Annotated in this window: 20 protein-coding genes; 8 read left to right on the top strand and 12 right to left on the bottom strand. The window is 38.1% G+C overall.

All coding sequences use genetic code 11. From position 1 onward, the window contains the following. Positions 1-30: 30 nt before the first annotated feature. From B4N43_RS17830 to B4N43_RS17820, 3 genes are all read left to right on the top strand, one after another. On the top strand, positions 31-564 hold the full coding sequence (locus B4N43_RS17830; RefSeq protein ID WP_075991088.1) for a plastocyanin/azurin family copper-binding protein: 534 nt from the start codon (positions 31-33) through the stop codon (positions 562-564). A 214-nt stretch (positions 565-778) separates the two neighbouring features. Continuing rightward, positions 779-2185 carry a dihydrolipoyl dehydrogenase gene (gene lpdA / locus B4N43_RS17825; RefSeq protein ID WP_075991087.1) on the top strand — a complete coding sequence of 469 codons (1407 nt, stop codon included), beginning with the start codon at positions 779-781 and terminating at the stop codon, positions 2183-2185. A gap of 67 nt (positions 2186-2252) precedes the next feature. Then, a complete protein-coding gene (locus tag B4N43_RS17820; RefSeq protein ID WP_075991086.1) occupies positions 2253-2657 on the top strand; it encodes an acyl-CoA thioesterase in 405 nt (134 codons plus the stop codon). An 85-nt stretch (positions 2658-2742) separates the two neighbouring features. Here the strand turns inward: B4N43_RS17820 and B4N43_RS17815 are convergent, their stop codons facing one another. After that, positions 2743-3042 carry a DUF3817 domain-containing protein gene (locus tag B4N43_RS17815; RefSeq protein WP_046674086.1) on the bottom strand — a complete coding sequence of 100 codons (300 nt, stop codon included), beginning with the start codon at positions 3040-3042 and terminating at the stop codon, positions 2743-2745. A gap of 245 nt (positions 3043-3287) precedes the next feature. Between B4N43_RS17815 and lpdA (B4N43_RS17810) the strand changes: the two genes are divergently transcribed. Next, on the top strand, positions 3288-4676 hold the full coding sequence (gene lpdA / locus B4N43_RS17810) for a dihydrolipoyl dehydrogenase (RefSeq protein WP_070560650.1): 1389 nt from the start codon (positions 3288-3290) through the stop codon (positions 4674-4676). Between the two features lie 80 nt (positions 4677-4756). Here lpdA (B4N43_RS17810) and B4N43_RS17805 read toward each other — a convergent pair whose 3' ends face one another. The 4 genes from B4N43_RS17805 to B4N43_RS17790 form a co-directional block, all read right to left on the bottom strand. Continuing rightward, on the bottom strand, positions 4757-5761 hold the full coding sequence (locus tag B4N43_RS17805) for a LacI family DNA-binding transcriptional regulator (protein ID WP_286735801.1): 1005 nt from the start codon (positions 5759-5761) through the stop codon (positions 4757-4759). Between the two features lie 127 nt (positions 5762-5888). Further along, positions 5889-6419, bottom strand: coding sequence for an HAD family hydrolase (locus B4N43_RS17800; RefSeq protein WP_145327824.1), 531 nt, complete (start codon positions 6417-6419; stop codon positions 5889-5891). 78 nt (positions 6420-6497) lie between these two features. Then, the gene (locus tag B4N43_RS17795; protein WP_286735800.1) at positions 6498-6977 is read right to left on the bottom strand and encodes a hypothetical protein; all 480 of its coding nucleotides are present in this window, start codon (positions 6975-6977) and stop codon (positions 6498-6500) included. 29 nt (positions 6978-7006) lie between these two features. Beyond that, complete coding sequence (locus B4N43_RS17790; protein ID WP_208734186.1) at positions 7007-7657, bottom strand: ABC transporter ATP-binding protein; 651 nt, start codon at positions 7655-7657, stop codon at positions 7007-7009. Between the two features lie 172 nt (positions 7658-7829). Here B4N43_RS17790 and sucC point away from each other — a divergent pair, with 172 nt between their 5' ends. From sucC to B4N43_RS17775, 3 genes are all read left to right on the top strand, one after another. Next, complete coding sequence (sucC, locus tag B4N43_RS17785; RefSeq protein WP_046674091.1) at positions 7830-9023, top strand: ADP-forming succinate--CoA ligase subunit beta; 1194 nt, start codon at positions 7830-7832, stop codon at positions 9021-9023. Between the two features lie 319 nt (positions 9024-9342). Continuing rightward, entirely contained in the window at positions 9343-10788 is a 1446-nt protein-coding gene (gene asnS / locus B4N43_RS17780) for an asparagine--tRNA ligase (RefSeq protein ID WP_088160265.1), read from the top strand. Between the two features lie 149 nt (positions 10789-10937). Beyond that, a complete protein-coding gene (locus B4N43_RS17775) occupies positions 10938-11558 on the top strand; it encodes an L-threonylcarbamoyladenylate synthase (protein ID WP_120333498.1) in 621 nt (206 codons plus the stop codon). Positions 11559-11923: 365 nt separating this feature from the next. Here B4N43_RS17775 and B4N43_RS17770 read toward each other — a convergent pair whose 3' ends face one another. The 7 genes from B4N43_RS17770 to tilS form a co-directional block, all read right to left on the bottom strand. After that, entirely contained in the window at positions 11924-12358 is a 435-nt protein-coding gene (locus tag B4N43_RS17770; protein ID WP_145327827.1) for an SRPBCC domain-containing protein, read from the bottom strand. 255 nt (positions 12359-12613) lie between these two features. Further along, positions 12614-13177, bottom strand: a complete 564-nt coding sequence (locus B4N43_RS17765) for a Crp/Fnr family transcriptional regulator (RefSeq protein ID WP_088160263.1) — start codon at positions 13175-13177, stop codon at positions 12614-12616. A gap of 11 nt (positions 13178-13188) precedes the next feature. After that, positions 13189-13461 carry a DUF721 domain-containing protein gene (locus B4N43_RS17760; RefSeq protein ID WP_227550177.1) on the bottom strand — a complete coding sequence of 91 codons (273 nt, stop codon included), beginning with the start codon at positions 13459-13461 and terminating at the stop codon, positions 13189-13191. 46 nt (positions 13462-13507) lie between these two features. Further along, the gene (gene recF, locus B4N43_RS17755) at positions 13508-14611 is read right to left on the bottom strand and encodes a DNA replication/repair protein RecF (protein ID WP_286735799.1); all 1104 of its coding nucleotides are present in this window, start codon (positions 14609-14611) and stop codon (positions 13508-13510) included. 33 nt (positions 14612-14644) lie between these two features. Next, positions 14645-14965 carry a DUF4834 family protein gene (locus tag B4N43_RS17750; RefSeq protein ID WP_088160261.1) on the bottom strand — a complete coding sequence of 107 codons (321 nt, stop codon included), beginning with the start codon at positions 14963-14965 and terminating at the stop codon, positions 14645-14647. 89 nt (positions 14966-15054) lie between these two features. Then, on the bottom strand, positions 15055-15549 hold the full coding sequence (locus B4N43_RS17745) for a hypothetical protein (protein ID WP_120333501.1): 495 nt from the start codon (positions 15547-15549) through the stop codon (positions 15055-15057). 144 nt (positions 15550-15693) lie between these two features. Beyond that, on the bottom strand, positions 15694-17025 hold the full coding sequence (tilS, locus tag B4N43_RS17740) for a tRNA lysidine(34) synthetase TilS (RefSeq protein ID WP_286735798.1): 1332 nt from the start codon (positions 17023-17025) through the stop codon (positions 15694-15696). Positions 17026-17124: 99 nt separating this feature from the next. Between tilS and B4N43_RS17735 the strand changes: the two genes are divergently transcribed. Continuing rightward, positions 17125-19653, top strand: a complete 2529-nt coding sequence (locus B4N43_RS17735) for an OstA-like protein (protein WP_286735797.1) — start codon at positions 17125-17127, stop codon at positions 19651-19653. Positions 19654-19685: the final 32 nt, after the last annotated feature.

Here is a 19685-nt window from a genome sequence, read left to right as displayed (position 1 = left end):
TAAATAAAAGATAAACAAACAATCATTCAAATGAAAAAACTTTTTATGATACCAGCAGTTGCAGTTGCTTTATCAATTGCATCTTGTGGTGGAAACAGTGACAAGTCTGAAAAATCAACTAGTACAGAAGCGACAACTTCAACAGAAAGCCAAGCAACAGAAACAGTGCCTGGAATTGAAAACGTGGCTATTTCCAACAGCTTATCTTTAGAAGGTAACGATCAAATGAAATATAATAAGGATTTATTCCGTGTAAAAGCGGGTGAGCCAGTAGAATTATCTTTCAAAAATGCCGGTACTATGCCAAAAGAGTCCATGGGACATAACGTAGTTATCCTAAAACCAGGTGTTGACCTTCCAACTTTTGGTGCTGAGGCTGCTGCAGCTGCTGCAGACGAATATATTCCAAAATCAGCTTTATCTTCAATTGTTTCCCACACAAAATTATTGGGACCTGGAGAAACTGATAAAATCACTTTTACTCTTGAAAAAGGAGTTTATACGTTTATTTGTAGCTTCCCTGGTCACTATGGTGTCATGCAAGGAAAAATTGTTGCAGAATAACTAATAAGTAAAAAAGGATATTCAAACTATGAATATCCTTTTTTCAATTTTATACCCCCACTAACACCGATTCATTGTTCCCCGAGGTGCATAATTTCCATTCTTTTATCAAAAAAATGTAAAGTAAGGATCTTTGGTCACAAATCGTAAGTTTTGATTTCCTATCCCATTAATAATCATTAAATTTGTGGTACAAAAAAATAAAACGTAATCAATGCAATACGACGTAATTGTAATCGGAAGTGGTCCAGGCGGATATGTAGGAGCTATCCGTTGTGCCCAATTAGGATTAAAAACAGCTGTTATTGAAAAATATAGCACATTTGGTGGTACTTGTCTTAACGTTGGATGTATTCCTTCAAAAGCGCTTTTAGATTCTTCGGAGCATTACCACAATGCTGCGCACAATTTTGATGCATTTGGCATCAGCTTGAAAGATCTGAAAGTAGACATGGCAAAGATGATTGCTCGTAAAGACGATGTCATTGCCCAAAATACTGCTGGTATCACCTTCTTATTTAAGAAGAATAAAATTGACAGTTTTCAGGGTGTGGGTTCATTTGTGGACAAAAACACCATCAAAATAACGAAAGCAGATGGTTCTACAGAGCAGATCACTGGTAAAAATGTAATTATCGCAACGGGATCGAAACCGACTTCATTGCCTTTCCTACCTGTTGATAAAAAAAGAATCATTACCTCAACCGAAGCACTTAACCTAAAAGAGATTCCAAAACACCTTATTGTCATTGGTGGTGGTGTTATAGGTTTGGAACTAGGTTCAGTTTATGCCCGTTTGGGTTCAAAAGTTTCTGTTGTTGAATTTGCAAAATCTATCATCGGTACAATGGATGGTGGCTTAGGAAAAGAACTACAACGTGTTTTGAAAAAATCATTGGGCATGGAGTTCTATTTAGGTCATAAAGTAACTGGAGCTTCCGCGAAAGGTAAAGTTGTAAAAGTAACCGCTGAAGATCCGAAAGGACAAGAAGTCACTTTAGAAGGCGATTATTGTATCGTAGCGGTTGGTCGTACCGCATATTCTGAAGGCTTAGGATTAGAAAATATCGGCATCACAGTAGAAGAAAGAGGCAAGAAAATCCCTGTTAATGCCCATTTGGAAACAGCTGTACAAGGTGTATTTGCAATTGGTGATGTGATCACTGGAGCAATGTTGGCACACAAAGCTGAGGACGAAGGTGTATATGTTGCAGAATATATTGCAGGTCAAAAACCACATATTGATTATAATTTGATTCCAGGTGTTGTTTATACTTGGCCTGAAGTTGCTTCTGTTGGAAAGACTGAAGAGCAACTTAAAGAGGCAGGTGTGAAATACAAAGCTGGATCATTCTCTTTCAAAGCTTCTGGTCGTGCAAAAGCATCTGGTGACACGGATGGTTTTGTAAAAGTACTGGCAGACGCGACAACTGACGAAGTATTAGGTGTACATATGATTGGTCCTCGTGCAGCAGATATGATTGGTGAGGCAACCGTAGCTATGGAATACCGTGCATCTGCAGAGGATATCGCACGTATTTGCCATGCACACCCAACCTATACTGAAGCAATCAAAGAGGCGGCGCTAGCAGCTACAGCAAACAGAGCAATACACGCTTAGGCGATAAATATCGAATACTCAAGGGGAAAAGGAAACTTTTCCCCTTTGTCATAAATACCTATACACGATGAATTTTTATACAAGAAAATGGGTCAAACCCGAAGACCTAAATCCCAATGGAACATTATTTGGAGGAACACTACTGCGATGGATTGATGAAGAAGCAGTCATCTATGCTATCGTTCAATTAGGAAATCCCAAAGTGGTTACGAAATTTATTTCAGAAATAAACTTTGTAAGCTCAGCCAAGCAAGGCGATATTCTCGAACTGGGTATTGAAGCGATCAATTTTGGAACAACATCTTTAACGATGCGCTGCGAGGTACGCAATAAAATATCCAGGAAAACAATTCTATCGATCGATAAATTGGTCTTTGTAAACTTGGATGAAGATGGTAATCCAGCTCCTCATGGAAAAGATAGCATTACCTATGCGTATATGGGGATTGAGAAGACAGGTAGAGATGATTAAACATCTCCCCTGTCTTTATTAATTTGGTATCTCCCCCCTACCTAACCCTTTGTAAAAATTTATGCATTTGTATTTTTTAAACAAACTATGATTTCTGTCTCTTTCCTTCAATTTCTTTTTTAAGATCCAATTCCACCCAAAAGCCAAAAATAGGGATTAAAGAAGCCAAGAAATATTTCACCGCCTTTAATATAGGCCACTTGTATTCTACAGTTGACATGATCAGCATAACGACGAAGATAACGACAAAGAAGCCATGAATGGAACCGGCTATTTTGACTGCTTCGGGGATTCCCGCGAAATATTTCAACGGCATGGCAATAAAAAACAAGCAAATGGTGGAGATTGCTTCCCACAGGGCGATCTGTCTGAATATTCTTAACATAATGATAAACTGTGTATTGTGAACTTCAAAAATAAGACTCTAAAAACGCTTTAACTATTATTTTTCCCCCTTTGACCAGGATGTGACATTCTGCTAGAAACAGCGACAGTGTTTTATCAGAAACCGCCAATTTTACAATAAATAGTTCATATTCATCAGAAAAAATGCGTACTTTTGAATGAATATATGCTTCACAGATTTTGTCATTTGAAGCTATAACACTCAACTACAGAATATTTATTTATATGAATTACGACATCATTGTAATCGGTAGTGGTCCAGGCGGGTATGTTGCTGCCATTAGAGCCGCTCAGTTAGGGTTCAAAACAGCGATTATTGAACGCGAATCATTAGGCGGAATCTGTCTAAACTGGGGCTGTATCCCTACAAAAGCATTATTGAAAAGTGCTCAGGTATTTGAATATTTAAACCATGCCGCTGATTACGGCATCAATGTTCAAGGTGGTGAGGCTGATTTTGACGCTATTGTCAAAAGAAGTCGCGGGGTTGCTGAAGGAATGAGTAAAGGTATTCAGTTCTTGATGAAAAAGAATAAAATCGACGTCATCAATGGAACTGCAAAAATTAAAAAAGGTGGTAAAATCGATGTAAAAGGAGCAGACGGTTCTACTAAAGAATATTCGGCAAAACATACCATCCTAGCGACTGGTGCACGTTCACGTGAATTGCCTAATTTACCTCAAGATGGTAAAAAAATCATCGGCTACCGTCAAGCAATGACACTTCCTAAACAACCAAAATCTTTAGTTGTTGTTGGCTCAGGTGCTATCGGTGTTGAGTTCGCTTATTTCTATAATGCAATCGGAACAAAAGTAACTATCGTAGAATTTATGGATAGAATCGTTCCTGTTGAAGATGAAGAAATTTCAAAACAATTAGAGAAAAGCTTAAAGAAACAAGGTATCACCATCTTAACGAAATCTGAAGTTCAATCCGTTGACACAACAGGTGAGTTGAGCAAAGTTTCTATCAAAACAGAAAAAGGTATTGAAGTTATCGAAGCAGAGATTGTATTATCGGCTGTTGGTATCGCTCCAAATATCGAAAATATTGGCTTGGAAGAGGTTGGTGTAAAAACTGATCGCGGCCGTGTTGTTGTAGATGATTTCTACAAAACAAACATCGAAGGTGTATATGCGATCGGTGACATTGTTAAAGGCCAAGCCTTGGCTCACGTTGCCTCAGCAGAAGGAATCACTTGTGTTGAAAAAATCAAAGGTCTACATGTTGAACCTATTGACTACAATAATATCCCTGGCTGTACATATTGTTCCCCAGAAATTGCTTCTGTAGGTTATACCGAAAAAGCGGCAAAAGAAGCCGGGTATGAAATTAAAGTTGGTAAATTCCCATTCTCAGCTTCAGGAAAAGCTTCAGCTGCTGGTGCGAAAGATGGCTTTGTTAAAGTTATCTTTGATGCTAAATATGGTGAGTTCCTAGGCGCACACCTTATCGGAGCCAATGTTACAGAAATGATTGCAGAAGTTGTTGTTGCCCGCAAACTGGAAACGACAGGTCATGAAATGATTAAAACCATCCATCCTCACCCAACAATGAGTGAAGCGATTATGGAAGCTTGTGCTGATGCTTACGGTGAAGTGATCCACTTGTAGTAGTAAAACAAAAAAACTAAAAAGGGGAAAATCTAACGATTTTCCCCTTTTTAGTTTTATGATCGAATGGTTAATAGCGATTACATAACCAATCGCGACTTAAAGACGATCTGTTGATCGACAATTTCGGTGTTGTCAATGCGTTCAAATAAAATTTCAGCCGCTTTACGCGCTTGCATTCCCGGAAATTGCTCTATGCGTCCCATTGGCGGATTTTCCATATATTGCCATAACGGATAGTTGGCATAACTAATAAAGAAAATATCTTGATTTAAGACAAGCCCCTTCTGTCTGGCCGCTTTCATCAAATCAAGTGTAACAAAGTCATTAAAAGATATAATTGCAGAAGGTCGCTCAGACATCGCAAATATACTATCCATAGCCTTTTCATTTCCTTCCGTACTCAGGTCTGTTTCGATGATATTCTTTTCTAGAATATCCATACCATTCCTTTTCATGGCGGATAGATAAGCTACTTTTCGATCTTCACTAGCCGGCAAGGTTTTCGGCCCATTTACAAGGGCAATAATTTTATGTCCACGCGCTACGAAAGCATCCACAGCTTCGTTCATACCCGTAGAAAGATCGCTTTGTACTTTATTGATATTGGGTAAATTAGGCACACAGTCAAAGAAGACAATCGGGATACCAGACGCTTCCAATTTCTCAATGAATTCTAAATTGGTCGTCTTTTTACCTATAGACATCAAAATCCCATCGACACGATGGTTTTTAAATGTTTTTAAGATCTGTTCTTCACGCTCGGGGTCATCCAGTGATTGTCCCATCAGCACAGTATATCGGTGTTCTGATGCAACATTTTCAATTTCACTAATGGCGAAAGAAAAAAACGGTTCAGACAAACTCGGTAAGATAACAGCAATCGTAAATGTTTTACGCTGCTTGAAGAATATAGCCGTTTGATTGGGTTCATAATTCAATTCTTCGGCCATTTTTTTTACGCGCATTGTTGTCACCAATCCAATACTAGGATGATCATTCAATGCTCTAGAAACTGTCGAAGGACTGATTTTCAGCTTCTTGGCAATTTCTTTAATCGTGGCAGGCTTGTTCACTTTATTCATAAATCCAAGGGCTTTATATAAAAATAGGGCTTTTATATCCCTAATCATAATTTTTTCTCAACAATATCGACGACGACTTTAATAACAATTATTGTTGGTAGATTCAACAAAGATACTGACTGTAAACTTAGTCTACAAATTGAATTGCGGTCGTGTCCACCGTAAACTCATTGGCGAGGAACTCCAATGGATCAATTCCCCTAAAAACAAGTTCATCCTTAAAGTAAACTTTTACAGCATCCCCATATTCACCCCAATCCACAAATTTGACTTTATTGAGTTGTTCTAGCGGATTTCCTTTCGTCAAAATACAAACATGTTTATCTGCGGCTTTTAACTGCCTAAACAGCGTATTAATATGATCAAACAAATGTAACCGTAGTGGCAAAATTGCATTGACATGAAGCCGCTCAAAATTCTCCTTATATTTTTGATCAAATCCAAAAGTTTGCTGCGCATGTTCGAACAATAAATTCTCACCTTGATGCTCGAGGTGATTTTTCATAAATTGAACCAAATCTGCTTGAGCCGGAACAGTCTCTGTAAATTCTATAAAATTAGCAAAAAGATAATATACTTGAAGTAAGTAATCCTTTTTAGGAAAAACAACATCATCTAATTCAAAAACATATACCTTTTTTTCTTCTGGGAACATCATGATATGTAAAAGCTTAAAATTTAAGGGCTGTGTCAACAGGGTTAAAACCTTAATGACACTAGCCACAAAAATAAGATTCTATTTGGATACACAGATTAATGCTAAATCCTCCCCGGAATCCGAAGCAACAAACAATCCATCCAGTGATCTTTCGAAAGTCGCTGAGTCCAATAAATCGTTGCCCTTTGACAGAAGTCTATAAGGCAAATCAGCTGGCGGATTTTCCATAACAGGAATAGTTTCAAGCAGATCTTTATCGGGGACAAGAACTGAAATCTGATATTCCTCAAATAAAACTTTGGCTGCAGCCAATGGTTCCAGCTCAAAACCACCTAAAGGCAGCACATAATCAACCTGTTGGTCTAAACTTAATTTGAGTATGTCATGTGCAAAAGTAGGAAGAAGACCTTTTGGAATTTTGGCATATTTCCCTGACGCTAAAAGCAATTCGGGAATGTCTTCTGAACTTGCATATACTATTTCGAAATCAGCCCCAAGTCTTTTAGCGATACGCATCGCCAAAGGTCTGGTCCCGAAAGTTATGAGTATTTTCTTCATTAAAAATATAGTTATAATCCGGATTACTGTTACACGACTAACCCATCGCGCATATGTATCGTTCGGTCCGAAATTCGGGCAAGTTCCTCATTATGGGTAACGATAATAAATGTCTGCTGAAATTTATGTCTAAGATCAAAAAACAACTGATGCAAAGCTGCTGCATTCTCTGAGTCAAGATTACCCGAAGGTTCATCTGCCAAAATAATGGAAGGATCATTGATCAGAGCACGAGCCACAGAAACACGTTGTTGTTCTCCGCCAGACATTTCAGCAGGCTTGTGATCAATACGATGAGAAACCCCTAATAGTTCAAGCAATTCTCTTGCTTTAGCTTCCGCCTCGGACCTCCCCTTTCCTTGAATAAAAGCTGGAATACACACGTTTTCCAAGGCTGTAAATTCAGGCAGCAAATGGTGAAATTGAAAAACAAAACCAATATGTTCATTTCGGAAAGCACTGAGCTTTTTAGCATTCAATTTTTGAACATCAACACCATTGATGAAAACCGCTCCCTGATCAGGCTTATCCAAGGTACCAATGATGTGCAACAGTGTACTTTTACCAGCTCCTGAAGCACCAACAATACTGACGATTTCCCCTTTTTCAACAGCGATATCAACACCTTTCAAAATTGGTAATGACCCATAAGCTTTGTGAATTCCTTTGGCATGTAACATCATAGGACAAAGATAAATAAATTTACGATACCACGAGTTTGAATAAATAAGCTGTTATTTCTCTATTCCAGCCATTTTATTTTGTCTAAATGTCAAAAAATAGATAAAAGAGCAACTTATCCCTTGTCTTATCCCCCAAAAAATTATATTTTTACGCCAAATATTTTTGCAAATGAACATTCACGAATATCAAGGAAAGCAAATACTAAAGAGCTTTGGTGTGCGCGTACAGGAAGGTATCGTAGCAGATACTCCAGAGCAAGCTGTGGAAGCGGCCAAAAAAATGAAAGAAGACTACAATTCTGATTGGGTTGTTGTTAAAGCTCAAATTCACGCTGGTGGCCGTGGTAAAGGTGGTGGTGTCAAGTTAGCTAAGAACTTAGATGAAGTCAAACAAAGAGCAACTGACATCATTGGCATGCAATTAGTAACGCCTCAAACTGGACCTGAAGGTAAAAAAGTAAACAAAGTTTTGGTAGCTCAAGACGTTTATTATCCTGGCGAGAGCGAAACAAAAGAATTCTACATGTCTGTATTATTAGACCGTGCTAAGGGACGTAACATCGTTATGTACTCTACAGAAGGTGGTATGGATATCGAAGAAGTTGCAGAAAAAACACCACACTTGATTTTCAAAGAAGAAATCGATCCAAAAGTAGGCTTACAAGGATTCCAAGCACGTAAAATTGCTTTTAATCTTGGTCTTTCTGGTGCTGCACACAAAGAAATGGTGAAATTTGTTGCCGCTCTTTACAAAGCATACGATTCTACAGACTCTTCTATGTTTGAGATCAATCCGGTATTAAAAACTTCAGACGACAAGATCTTAGCAGTTGATGCGAAAGTAAATCTTGATGAGAACGCTTTGTACCGTCACCCAGATTACGCTGCTATGCGTGACGTAACTGAGGAAGATCCAACGGAAGTTGAAGCTGGTGAATCAAACCTAAACTACGTTAAATTAGATGGTAACGTAGGTTGTATGGTAAATGGTGCTGGTTTAGCAATGGCTACAATGGATATCATCAAATTAGCTGGTGGTGAACCTGCAAATTTCTTGGACGTAGGTGGTACTGCAAATGCTGAAACTGTAAAAGCTGGTTTCAATATCATTTTAAAAGACCCTAACGTAAAAGCGATCTTAATTAATATCTTCGGTGGTATTGTTCGTTGTGACCGTGTTGCTCAAGGTGTAATTGATGCTTACAGCGAAATCGGTAACATCCCTGTTCCAATCATCGTTCGCCTTCAAGGTACGAATGCTGAAGAAGCGAAAAAATTAATTGATGAGTCCGGTTTACAAGTTTATTCTGCAATCTTATTGAAAGAAGCTGCTGAATTGGTAACGAAAGTATTGAAAGGTTAATTCCTTTAATCATCATAACAAAAAACGCGGACTAGTTATAGTCCGCGTTTTTTGTTTCTACTCTTCCTATCGTTCGCCACACAGACAAAAAGTTCTCTTAGCAAACCTATATTCCGTAGCAAAACGAGCTGTGTGCCATTTCCCAATCTTGGAGTTTTCACCTGTCTTTATTTCAACATATATTTTCCTTGTGCAGGTTAACGAACCATCTTTAAGTGAATTAAATCAACATTTATAACCAATAAACCAACAGAATAGCTTATTTTTGTATTGCTTTTTTAACAAAGCATCTTTTACAAGTCAATCTCCAAAAATTAAGATGGAACACACAAGAATAAAGGAACTATTGAATGCCACAGAATTTGGCAAAGAGGTCGTTGTTAAAGGTTGGGTAAGAACTTTCCGCAACAATCAGTTTATAGCAATCAATGACGGTTCGTCAATCAATAATATTCAAGCAGTTGTCGATTTTGAAAATACACCTGAAGATATCTTAAAACGTATCACCACTGGAGCAGCAGTTCGCGTAAAAGGTCAATTGATAGAATCATTGGGTAAAGGGCAAAAAGTTGAGGTAAAAGCTACTGAAGTAAGTATTATTGGCGACTCTGACCCCGAAAAATATCCATTACAGCCCAAAAAGCATAGCTTAGAATTTTTACGTGAAATTGCGCATTTGCGTTTCCGTACCGGAACATTCAATGCGGTATTCAAAGTGCGTAATGCTTTAGCATTTGCGGTACACAAGTTTTTTCAGGAAAACGACTTTGTCTACATGCATACACCAATCATCACAGGTTCGGATGCGGAAGGTGCTGGAGAAATGTTTCAGGTTACAACCCTGGATTTAAAAAACCCGCCACGCAAAGAAAATGGAGATATCGATTTCAAAGAAGACTTCTTTGGAAAACCGACGAACCTTACTGTATCGGGCCAATTGGAAGGTGAGCTTGGTGCCATGGCATTTGGAAACATCTATACGTTCGGTCCGACATTTAGAGCGGAAAACTCAAATACAACACGTCACTTAGCCGAATTTTGGATGATCGAACCTGAAATGGCTTTCTATGAATTAGAGGACAATATGGACTTGGCCGAAGCTTTGCTGAAATATGTGATTAAATATGCTTTGGAAACCTGTCCAGAAGAAATTGAGTTCTTAACCAATCGTTTGTTGGAAGAAGAGAAATCTAAGCCTGCTGCAGAACGTTCAGAATTAAATCTTGTTGAGAAATTAAACTTCGTATTAACAAACGATTTTGAACGCGTTACCTATACCGATGCCGTTGAAATATTAAAGCGTAGCAAACCAAACCAAAAGAAACAATTCAAATATTTAATTGATGATTGGGGTGCTGATTTACAATCGGAACACGAACGCTACTTGGTTGAAAAACACTTCAAGAAACCTGTTATCTTAACAGACTATCCGCGCGAAATCAAGTCCTTCTATATGAAGCAAAATGAGCCGGATGCGCAAGGAAGAAACACCGTACGTGCCATGGATATTCTTTTCCCAGGTATTGGTGAAATGGTCGGTGGTTCGCAGCGTGAAGAAAATCTTGATCGCTTACTCGATCGCATGGCTGAAGTTGGTATTCCTGCAGAAGAAATGGAGTGGTTCTTGGATACACGCCGTTTTGGATCGGTACCGCATTCAGGATTTGGCGTAGGTTTTGAACGCCTCGTTTTATTCACGACAGGAATGACCAATATTCGCGACGTCATTCCATTCCCACGTACGCCGAAAAACGCAGAATTTTAATATAAAGAACAACAGCCAAAACAAAATATTTTGGCTGTTGTTCTTTTAGATATAGCGTATCTGAATGCAGATAATAACCATTGCCCTATTGACATCCTACAACAGCGGCTAAGATTAAACCTAATTCAGGTACTTAACAAAAATAGAAAATGCTTATTAAGATATATAACGACAATCCTAACCCCAAGGCAATAGAACAGGCGGTTGATATTCTACGGCGTGGAGGTGTAATCATCTACCCTACTGATACCGTATATGGTATCGGCTGTGATATCACGCAACAAAAAGCCATAGAACGAGTATGTGAAATTAGAGGTCTAAAACCAGAAAAGGCCAATCTATCATTTATATGCTATGATTTAACAGATATTTCGCAATACACAAAATCCTTCGATACCTCCGTATTCCGTGTATTAAAAAAAGCCTTGCCTGGACCTTTTACCTTTATTTTTAACGCAACAACTAAAGTCCCTAAGCTACTAAGTTCCAAAAAGAAGACTGTGGGTATACGTGTGCCAGACAATAATATTGTTCGTGAAATTGTCAAACAATTAGGCAACCCTATTGTGACAACCTCCATTCACGATGAAGATGAAATTATTGAATATTCTACTGATCCCGAATTAATTCATGAAAAATACGAAGATCTAGTTGATGCTGTTATTGATGGCGGTTATGGCGATAATGTCGCATCTACCGTGGTCGATCTTACAGAAGGAACTTTTGATGTTATTCGTGAAGGAAAAGGTGATTTGGAGCAATTCCTATAAAATCAACTTTCAATAGATACTCCCCTTATTAACTATTTGCAAAATTCCCAACAACAGCATTGTTGGTAATTTGTGTATAAACTACCCCCATCAACATACTTATCAACAAAACAGGCTACTTATTAACACAAGAAATGTTAATAAGTAGCCTGCCGACCTATATACATTAACATAAAATGTGCATAAGTACTCCTTTATCAACACTTAATTGTTAATAACGCAAACCAAAAGGATTCAAAAAAATAACAAAATGTGCAAAACTAAGGGGTTATACACATAAAAATGTGCATAAGATAACATTCATCGACAAATTTGTTAAATATCGTGTTTATAAATAAACTATACTAACAGATCCCTGTGGAAAGTTAAGAACGATACGCTACCCGTCTTTTTATCGCTATATTGAAAAGTTCAAATCCGCGCTTTGTTTCTATCAGTAGTTTTCCCAGAAAAGGAACCAACAATCCAGAAAACAATTCACCTTGGACAAATCTAACTTGCGTAGCGCCCACTTGCTCTAACCTAAAATAATGCTCGCCATCAAAAATACCTGGAAAGAATAAATCTCCTTTCCAGCGCAGCTCGCTATTCTGTTCAATAGACAGGAATTTTGGATTCATTTTGATCTTGAATCCGTTTGGTTGTTCTAAAAGGACTTTGCAGCGTTTTCCGACTACCGGTTGCTTTTCAAACTGTTTGATTGTTGGGCTCCATTGGGAATAAGCCTTAAATTCACTTAATACCTGCCAAACCTCTTCTGCTGTTGCATCAATGAGAATACTCGTTTCAATCTTTTTCATTTTGTACTTTTTATCGCTGAAACGACAAAATAGCTCAAGCTTCTTCAGCTGTCTTCAAATAACGATAAAACGTATGTGATGCTATTCTAGTTTCATCTTAATTTCAATTATTACAGCTACAAACAAACTATTCCAAGCTTATTATGAACCGTATAAATACATAAAATTTTGGTTACGTGTTCGATTAAGCAAGTTGTTCGTTAACAGCTACAAGACAAAACTAGAAAAAGACAGGCAGCTCGCTCTTGACTTTTATCAAGAACTTATTTTTGTTCGAATACGACTCAAGGTTTCTGGGCTCATACCCAACACGGAGGCGATATATTGAAGGGGAACTTGTTGGAATAATAATTTATGTTGTTCAAAGTATTGGACATACCTTTCTTCCGCTGTTAGACAAATAAAATCCGAGATTCGCTGCTCCATGGTACAAAAGCATTTTGCCAAAAAAGCCTTCTCAAATTTATTCCATTCCACAATTTCGGATTCCATTCGCTGGTAATCGGACTTTGACAAACGGTATACCGTACAATCGCTAATGCATTGGAAATTCCATATGGAAGCCCTGTCAAACATGAAAGAAGCAAGATCTGTCACAAAATGATTCCTTGTACCTATCCATTGCGTAAACTCTCCTTTTTTTGACCAAGCATATTGACGGATTAATCCGGATTCTATCACAAACAGATTGGAAGAGTAATCGCCCGCCTTGATCAGATATTCACCTCGTTTTAATTCAATACGCTCGAAGTTTGAGAAAAGTTTTAAGGCACTAGCCTCAGAAATAGGAAAAAAATCTCGAAAGAGTTGATCTAACATGAAAGGAGGTTTTATAAAATCACGACTTCTTCAATAATGACGTGACCTACATATTCATTTACCCTTCCTAGAATTTGTCTTCGCATAAGCGCCAATTCATTCTTAATCACAGCAGACTCCACACGTACGAACAGTTTTTTATCACGAACATATAGCTGCTGTGTGCGATTAGCGATAGCTTTACCAATCAATTGAGGCCAAACAGATGCGATCGAAGTTTCATCAAATTTTCTTCGTAGTTTATAAGCCTCAAGAAGACGCTCAACCCCCTCCTTAATTGTCATATCGTCGCTTGATCGAATGAATTCCAGGCTTTTTTTAGTTTGCTTCTTATACATTGACTTGTCCTCCTTCAATATCAAATATACGAACAGGTCGGCTGATTTCGTGAAAGATTCGCTGAATTCTCACGGAATCCGTATCTGTCAGGAAAATCTGTCCAAAATCATCTTCTGAAACCATTTGCATCAATTTATGTGTACGGCGATCATCAAGTTTATCAAAGATGTCATCCAAAAGAAGTAGGGGCTTAAAACCCTTTTTCTGCTGGAGATAAGAATATTGTGCAAGCTTCAGGGCAATTAGAAAAGATTTTTGTTGGCCCTGAGAACCAAACTTCTTTAAAGGCATTCCACCGTGAATGGTAAAGATCAGATCATCTTTATGTATTCCTTGCGTTGTGCGTTCCAGCATACGGTCACGTTCCAAATTCTTCTCCAAAATATTTAGAAAAGAATCTGTCATTAAAGGCGATTCATATTGTAATTGAACAGACTCTGCATCCTCGGTGAGGAACTGATAGTGTCGGTCAAACTCCGGCTGAAACTCCTCCATAAAAGACCTTCTTTTTTGAAAAATAATATTTCCAACTTCTTCAAGTTGAAAATTGAGAATTTCGATTAGGCCAAGATCCAATACACTGGTTTGACGTGCTTGTTTAAGGAGACTGTTACGTTGGGCTAAAAACTTATTATAAATAATCAGGGTATCTAAATATTTATTATCTGTTTGGGAAATCACATTATCCACAAACTTTCTACGCTCTTCACTCCCATCTGTAACGATGATGCTATCGTTTGGGGATACCATGACCAAAGGAAATAAGCCGATATGATCAGCCAGTCGCGGGTAATCCTTCTTATTTTTTTTAAATTGTTTTTTCTGATTTTTTTTTAGGCTACAAGAAATGAAATCACTAATGGATTCTTTATCAAATTCACCCTGTACCATAAACCAATCATTTCCTGATTTGATATGCTGCGAATCAATTGGATTGAAATAACTTTTACAGAGTGATAAATAGTGAATCGCATCCAAAAGATTGGTTTTACCAACACCATTATTCCCTGTAAACGCATTTACCTCGGGGAGAAATTCCAAAGATGATTCCGAGTAATTCTTGAAATTTAGAACAGAAAGTTGCTTCAGCCACATAGCACAAAGATACGCTATTTGGATTGCTAAAAATTATTTTATTTCCTCAAAATCCACAAACTCACCAGCAGTTTCAGTCCCTTTGCGTTCAGGGCTTTCTTTCGGTGGAATGTAATCGACATGTACCTTACCTTCGGGCTGAGACCTTTTACTTTCCTGTTGCCCTTGACCATTAAATTCATAATAAAAGGTACCACCTGATCCTTGGCTACCGTATGCTCCACCCTGCTGCTGCGCTTTTTTCATCAACTTTTCAGCTGCTTTACGCATTGCAAATGGTAAAAATAATCTAAATAAGAATCTTACTACAAAGTAAACAGCGAATGTAATAAGTATAAATTTTAAAAATGCCATAGTTAATTCGTTGCTATTTTATCAAATTTAACCAATAACTCGATAAACTGTTGTCTTTAAAATGTCAGATAAGAATTTATTAACAAATTTTAAGACTTTCCTAATCGCGCTTTTGTTTCCATAATAATTCGATAGAGCTCTTCCTGGCGCTGTGTACCCAACACGTAGGTAAGACCATCTTTATCTGTTAAAAAAACAGCATTTTTGCCTCCAGCGAAGAATTTAATCTTTCCTTTAGTGTGCAGATTATAAACAGGATTATTGAAAAAGAATGTACTGTAAGGTGCCTTTTCTATTTTTGTAATGGAGGCAAGATCGATTTTAACGACTCGAGTAGACCATAGTCCACTAATAAGTATATGGTCTTGAAATACTTCCGTACGAAATAATACCATATACATCATGACAATAGATGTGATGATAATCCCTACTCCTACAATAAAGAACAATTGGCTCGATATCAAATGGTCTAAATTCAAATAAAATGCCGTAAAACAAAAAAGTACGAGCACTAAACGCACGCTGATCCAAACACGGTCACGACCTAAATATTGATTTTCCGAATAGAGTACACCTTCTTTCATTTACTTAAGATTTAGCTATTAATTTGGAGACTTCGCACCATTGTCTCTTACTATTTGAACTCCTCATTAGTATCATTTTTACTGCTATAGATTTTGTATCATTCAGGATCCTTCCATCATTTTTAGCAGCAACAATTTTTCTTGCTAATCAGTTCTGCAAACTAAAGTAAGGACTTTTTTTGTATTGGCGGTAATTTTATAACGATTGTCCATGCGATAATTGGCTACCCAAAGGATATCTCCATTTCCATTCACCACGATCGGGATATTTTCCTTTTCAAATAAGCTGATCTTCTTATTGATAAAAAAATCACTCAACTTCTTGCGCCCTTCCATACCTAAAGGATAGAAGCTATCGCCAACTTTCCATGATCGAATCGTGAGCGGGAAAACTAATACATCATAATCCAGCTTTGCAACCTCACTCGCTTTGACAATAGCTAGATCCGCAGAAACATTGGCATGAAAACAATAGTGTTTCCACTCCACAGTTGAAGTTTCGGAGGTGATTAAAGCCTCATCGGGTGAAATAAATTCCTTTTCACGAATAAAAAGTTCATTTCTATCCAGGAGCATATGGTAAGCATCGGATTGAAAAATACGTCCAGACTCTCTTGACCAAGCTTGTTGAAGATCACTTAGTACCGGCTTTGAGAAATTAAAAGCTGAAAACAACTCATAGAGCAAAGGCAGATTATCAATATAGGGTTCCAGATCTTCCTTCCGAACTCCCCATCCTTCGTCAATAGAGTAAAACAGCTTTCTCCGAATGGGCTCCACAAATTGCTGCAACAGCTGGTAAGATTCCTTAAAATGATTGATATTCTGCTCGAAGACCATCTCAAAATCTGGCTGAAGTTTTTTAAAATGTGGGATGATATCAATCCTTATCTTATTACGTGCATATTTTGTTGAAAAGTTGGATTGATCGTCTCGATAAGCAATCCCATACATATTCACGAAATGTTCAATTTCGCTAGCCTTCAGAAAAAGTAGTGGTCGGATGATGCGCTCTCTGATAGGGAAAATACCCTGGAGGCCTTGGAGACCGGTTCCACGTGAAAGGTTCAGGAGTACCGTTTCGATATGATCGTTCAGATGCTGAGCTACTGCAATTCGGTCGAACTGCAGCTCATGTCGCAATTTCTCAAACCAAGCATAACGAAGTTCCCGTGCCGCCATTTGAATCGAAATCTGATGGTCCTTTGCGTAAGCTTGTGTATCAAAGTGCTTCACGTATATTGGCACATTATTTTCCGCTGCAAATTTTCTGACTAGAGCTTCATCCCCTTCAGATTCCGCCCCCCTTAATTGAAAATTGCAATGTGCAATAGCAATTGTATACCCTGCTTTTGCAAATAAATGTGCCATTAACATCGAGTCCTTTCCTCCACTCACCGTAAGCAATATTTTATCATGAGGCATCAACAAATGCTCCTTTTCAATATAGCCCATTAGTCTTTCCAGCACATTCATATAACAAAGTTACGGTATATTTTGTCCGAATGATAAATTCAAGTCTTAAAATTTGTGAAATCCAGTGAAGTAGCAATTAAAATCCATATTTTTGCCCTTGTGAAACAATACATTTATACACTTATTGTATTTATTTTAACTGGCTTGTCGGTCCAAGCACAGAAACAGGATGAACTAAAGCTTCTTTCATCATCCCATATTATTACTGGAAAAGACGGCAATATCCTCTTTTACCGCCCAGTCTATGAACATGTAGGCTCAACGCTATCATCAGATAGTGGCTATTTACATAAAGACAACATTGGTAGACAATTTTTTGAAGCCTTTGGAAATGTAATCATTACTCAACCCGACGGTACGCAGATATTTTCCAATAAATTGCACTATGAAGCGGCCATGCAGCTCGCTACACTTACGGGCGCTGTACGAATGGTCAGCACCAGTGGCTCTATACTGACAACCGATCATCTTGTCTATAATATGCGAAGTAAAATCGGTAATTATTACAGTGGTGGGCGTATTCTGTCAGGAAGCGATACAATTACAAGCCAGCGAGCTACTTATTTCGAAAATACAGGGGAATCTTATTTCAATCAAAAAGTTGTGGTCCGATCAACCAATGTAAAAGTCTACACGGACTCCATGAAATATAATGGTAATACACGCATTACTGATTTCTATGGGCCTACCAATATCAAGGGAAATAAAGGGGAAAACCTGTATACTGAAAAAGGCCGATACCATATGGCAACGGGCCAGGCTTATTTCTCTAAAAACAACCTCTACACAGAAGGGACAAAGTTTCTTAAGGGAGACAGCCTATTCTACGATAGACAAGTGGGAATCGGTAAAGCCGTAAAAAATGTGGTCTTTGTTGATACCTTAGACAAATTTTACGCCTATGGTGGATTTGGTTTGTACAACGGGAGAAACGAATCCATTACGATGACAGACAAACCCCTGATCATTTCGGTTGTCAAAAAAGATTCAACACAAAAAGATTCTGTATCTTCTTTGTCTCCCGTCCAACAAAAATCGGAGAAAGAGCTAAAAAATGAAGCTAAAGAATTGAAGAAGATTGAAAAAGAACAACACAAAGATGACCTCAAATCAAATAAAACTACATCGCAAGTTGCTCTAGAAGAAAAGGAACATCCAGGTAAAAATATCAAAAGCGGCAATAATAAACCACTTAAGGCTGATTCACAGGTAGATTCTGTTTTTATGACTGCCGACACGCTCTTCTCACAGATGATATTTCGCCGGGATTATATTGCAAAAGATTTTAAATTGAATCGTGAAGGTGGGGCGATTGAGGATGACAATGAGGTCGATTATGGTGACCAGGATTCCAGCTCAACAACAGTTGATTCCACAGGTACATTAGAAAACATAAAAGATAACCTTCACAAGGGAATCGACAGTTTGCCTAAAAAAGACAGCGGCAAACCGGTTCTTGAAAAGAGCATTAAAAAAGTACAAGATACACTTACAAATAAGAAACCGATTGCAGCAAAAAAAACACCAGCTATTGTCGGTGATCAAAACAAGATAGAAATTGAAAAAAATCTCAAGGCTGATAGTGTATTGCGTAAAAAAGCGATCATCCCGAAAGGCGGTGAATCCGATAAACTGATGGGAGCAGCTTTAAAAAATGCCCAACAGGGTAAACGGGATTCTCTCGCCCAGGATACGACCAAAACACGGATTATAAAGGCTTACTATAATGCCCGATTATTTAAATCGGACTTGCAAGCCGTAGCAGATTCTATGTATTATGGTATGCAAGATTCCATGTTCAGACTGATGGGAAAACCAATGATGTGGGCCGAAAACTCACAAATATCCGGAGATACCATATTCCTACAGGTAAAGAATCAAAAATTGGACAATTCGCTACTCGTCGGTAACGCTTTCATGGTAAACGCAACAAGTGACTCATTGAAATTCAATCAGATTAAAGGCCGGAAGATTACCAGCTTTTTCACCAATAACCGTATGGAACGTCTGTTTGTTGATGGCAACGCTGAAAATATATTCTACAATATTGATGAAAAGACCAATGTAACCACTGAGCTTATCCATGATCGAAGCAGTCGTTTCAAGATCTTGATGGAAGATAATAAGCTGAAGGAATATGTATCTATTCGGAAAGTCGATGGCAAAGTATATCCTATTGCTGAAGTCACGGCCGACAAGGAGTTTCTTCCGAATTTCACCTGGCGCCCCGAAGATCGACCTAAATCAAAAGATGATTTATTAAATCGAAAAAGGGATCTTTCAAAAGCGTCATTTACGGTTCCGGCGGCACCAGAAGGTGAAGAATCTGGAACAATGAAGTCTATTAAAAAAGGCGATAAAACAACTACCCCTCAAAAGGGTGCCGCCAAGAAAGCTGGTGCTAACGAAACGCTCGAGAAAGAAAAAGAGGTGGACGCTACAAACAATAAATCAAGCGCTGTCACCAAAACAGCTAAGCCATCTGAAATAACGGATAAAGCTAACGTTACAAAAACAAGTGTTAAGACCGCAACTGACAAAGTAGCTGCAAAGTCCGACTCAACAACTAGTAAATCGGCGATAATACCTGCTCAAGATAGTACCCAAACAAAAGTAAAAGCTAAATAATAGCAGAAGTCAATAAAAAAAGGAAGCGCAAA

The organism is Sphingobacterium sp. UBA1897, from assembly GCF_002337775.1.
Classification (GTDB): Bacteria; Bacteroidota; Bacteroidia; order Sphingobacteriales; family Sphingobacteriaceae; genus Sphingobacterium; species Sphingobacterium siyangense.
The sequence above is the reverse complement of the archived record's forward strand: the minus strand, read 5'-3'. Positions and strand labels throughout refer to the sequence as shown.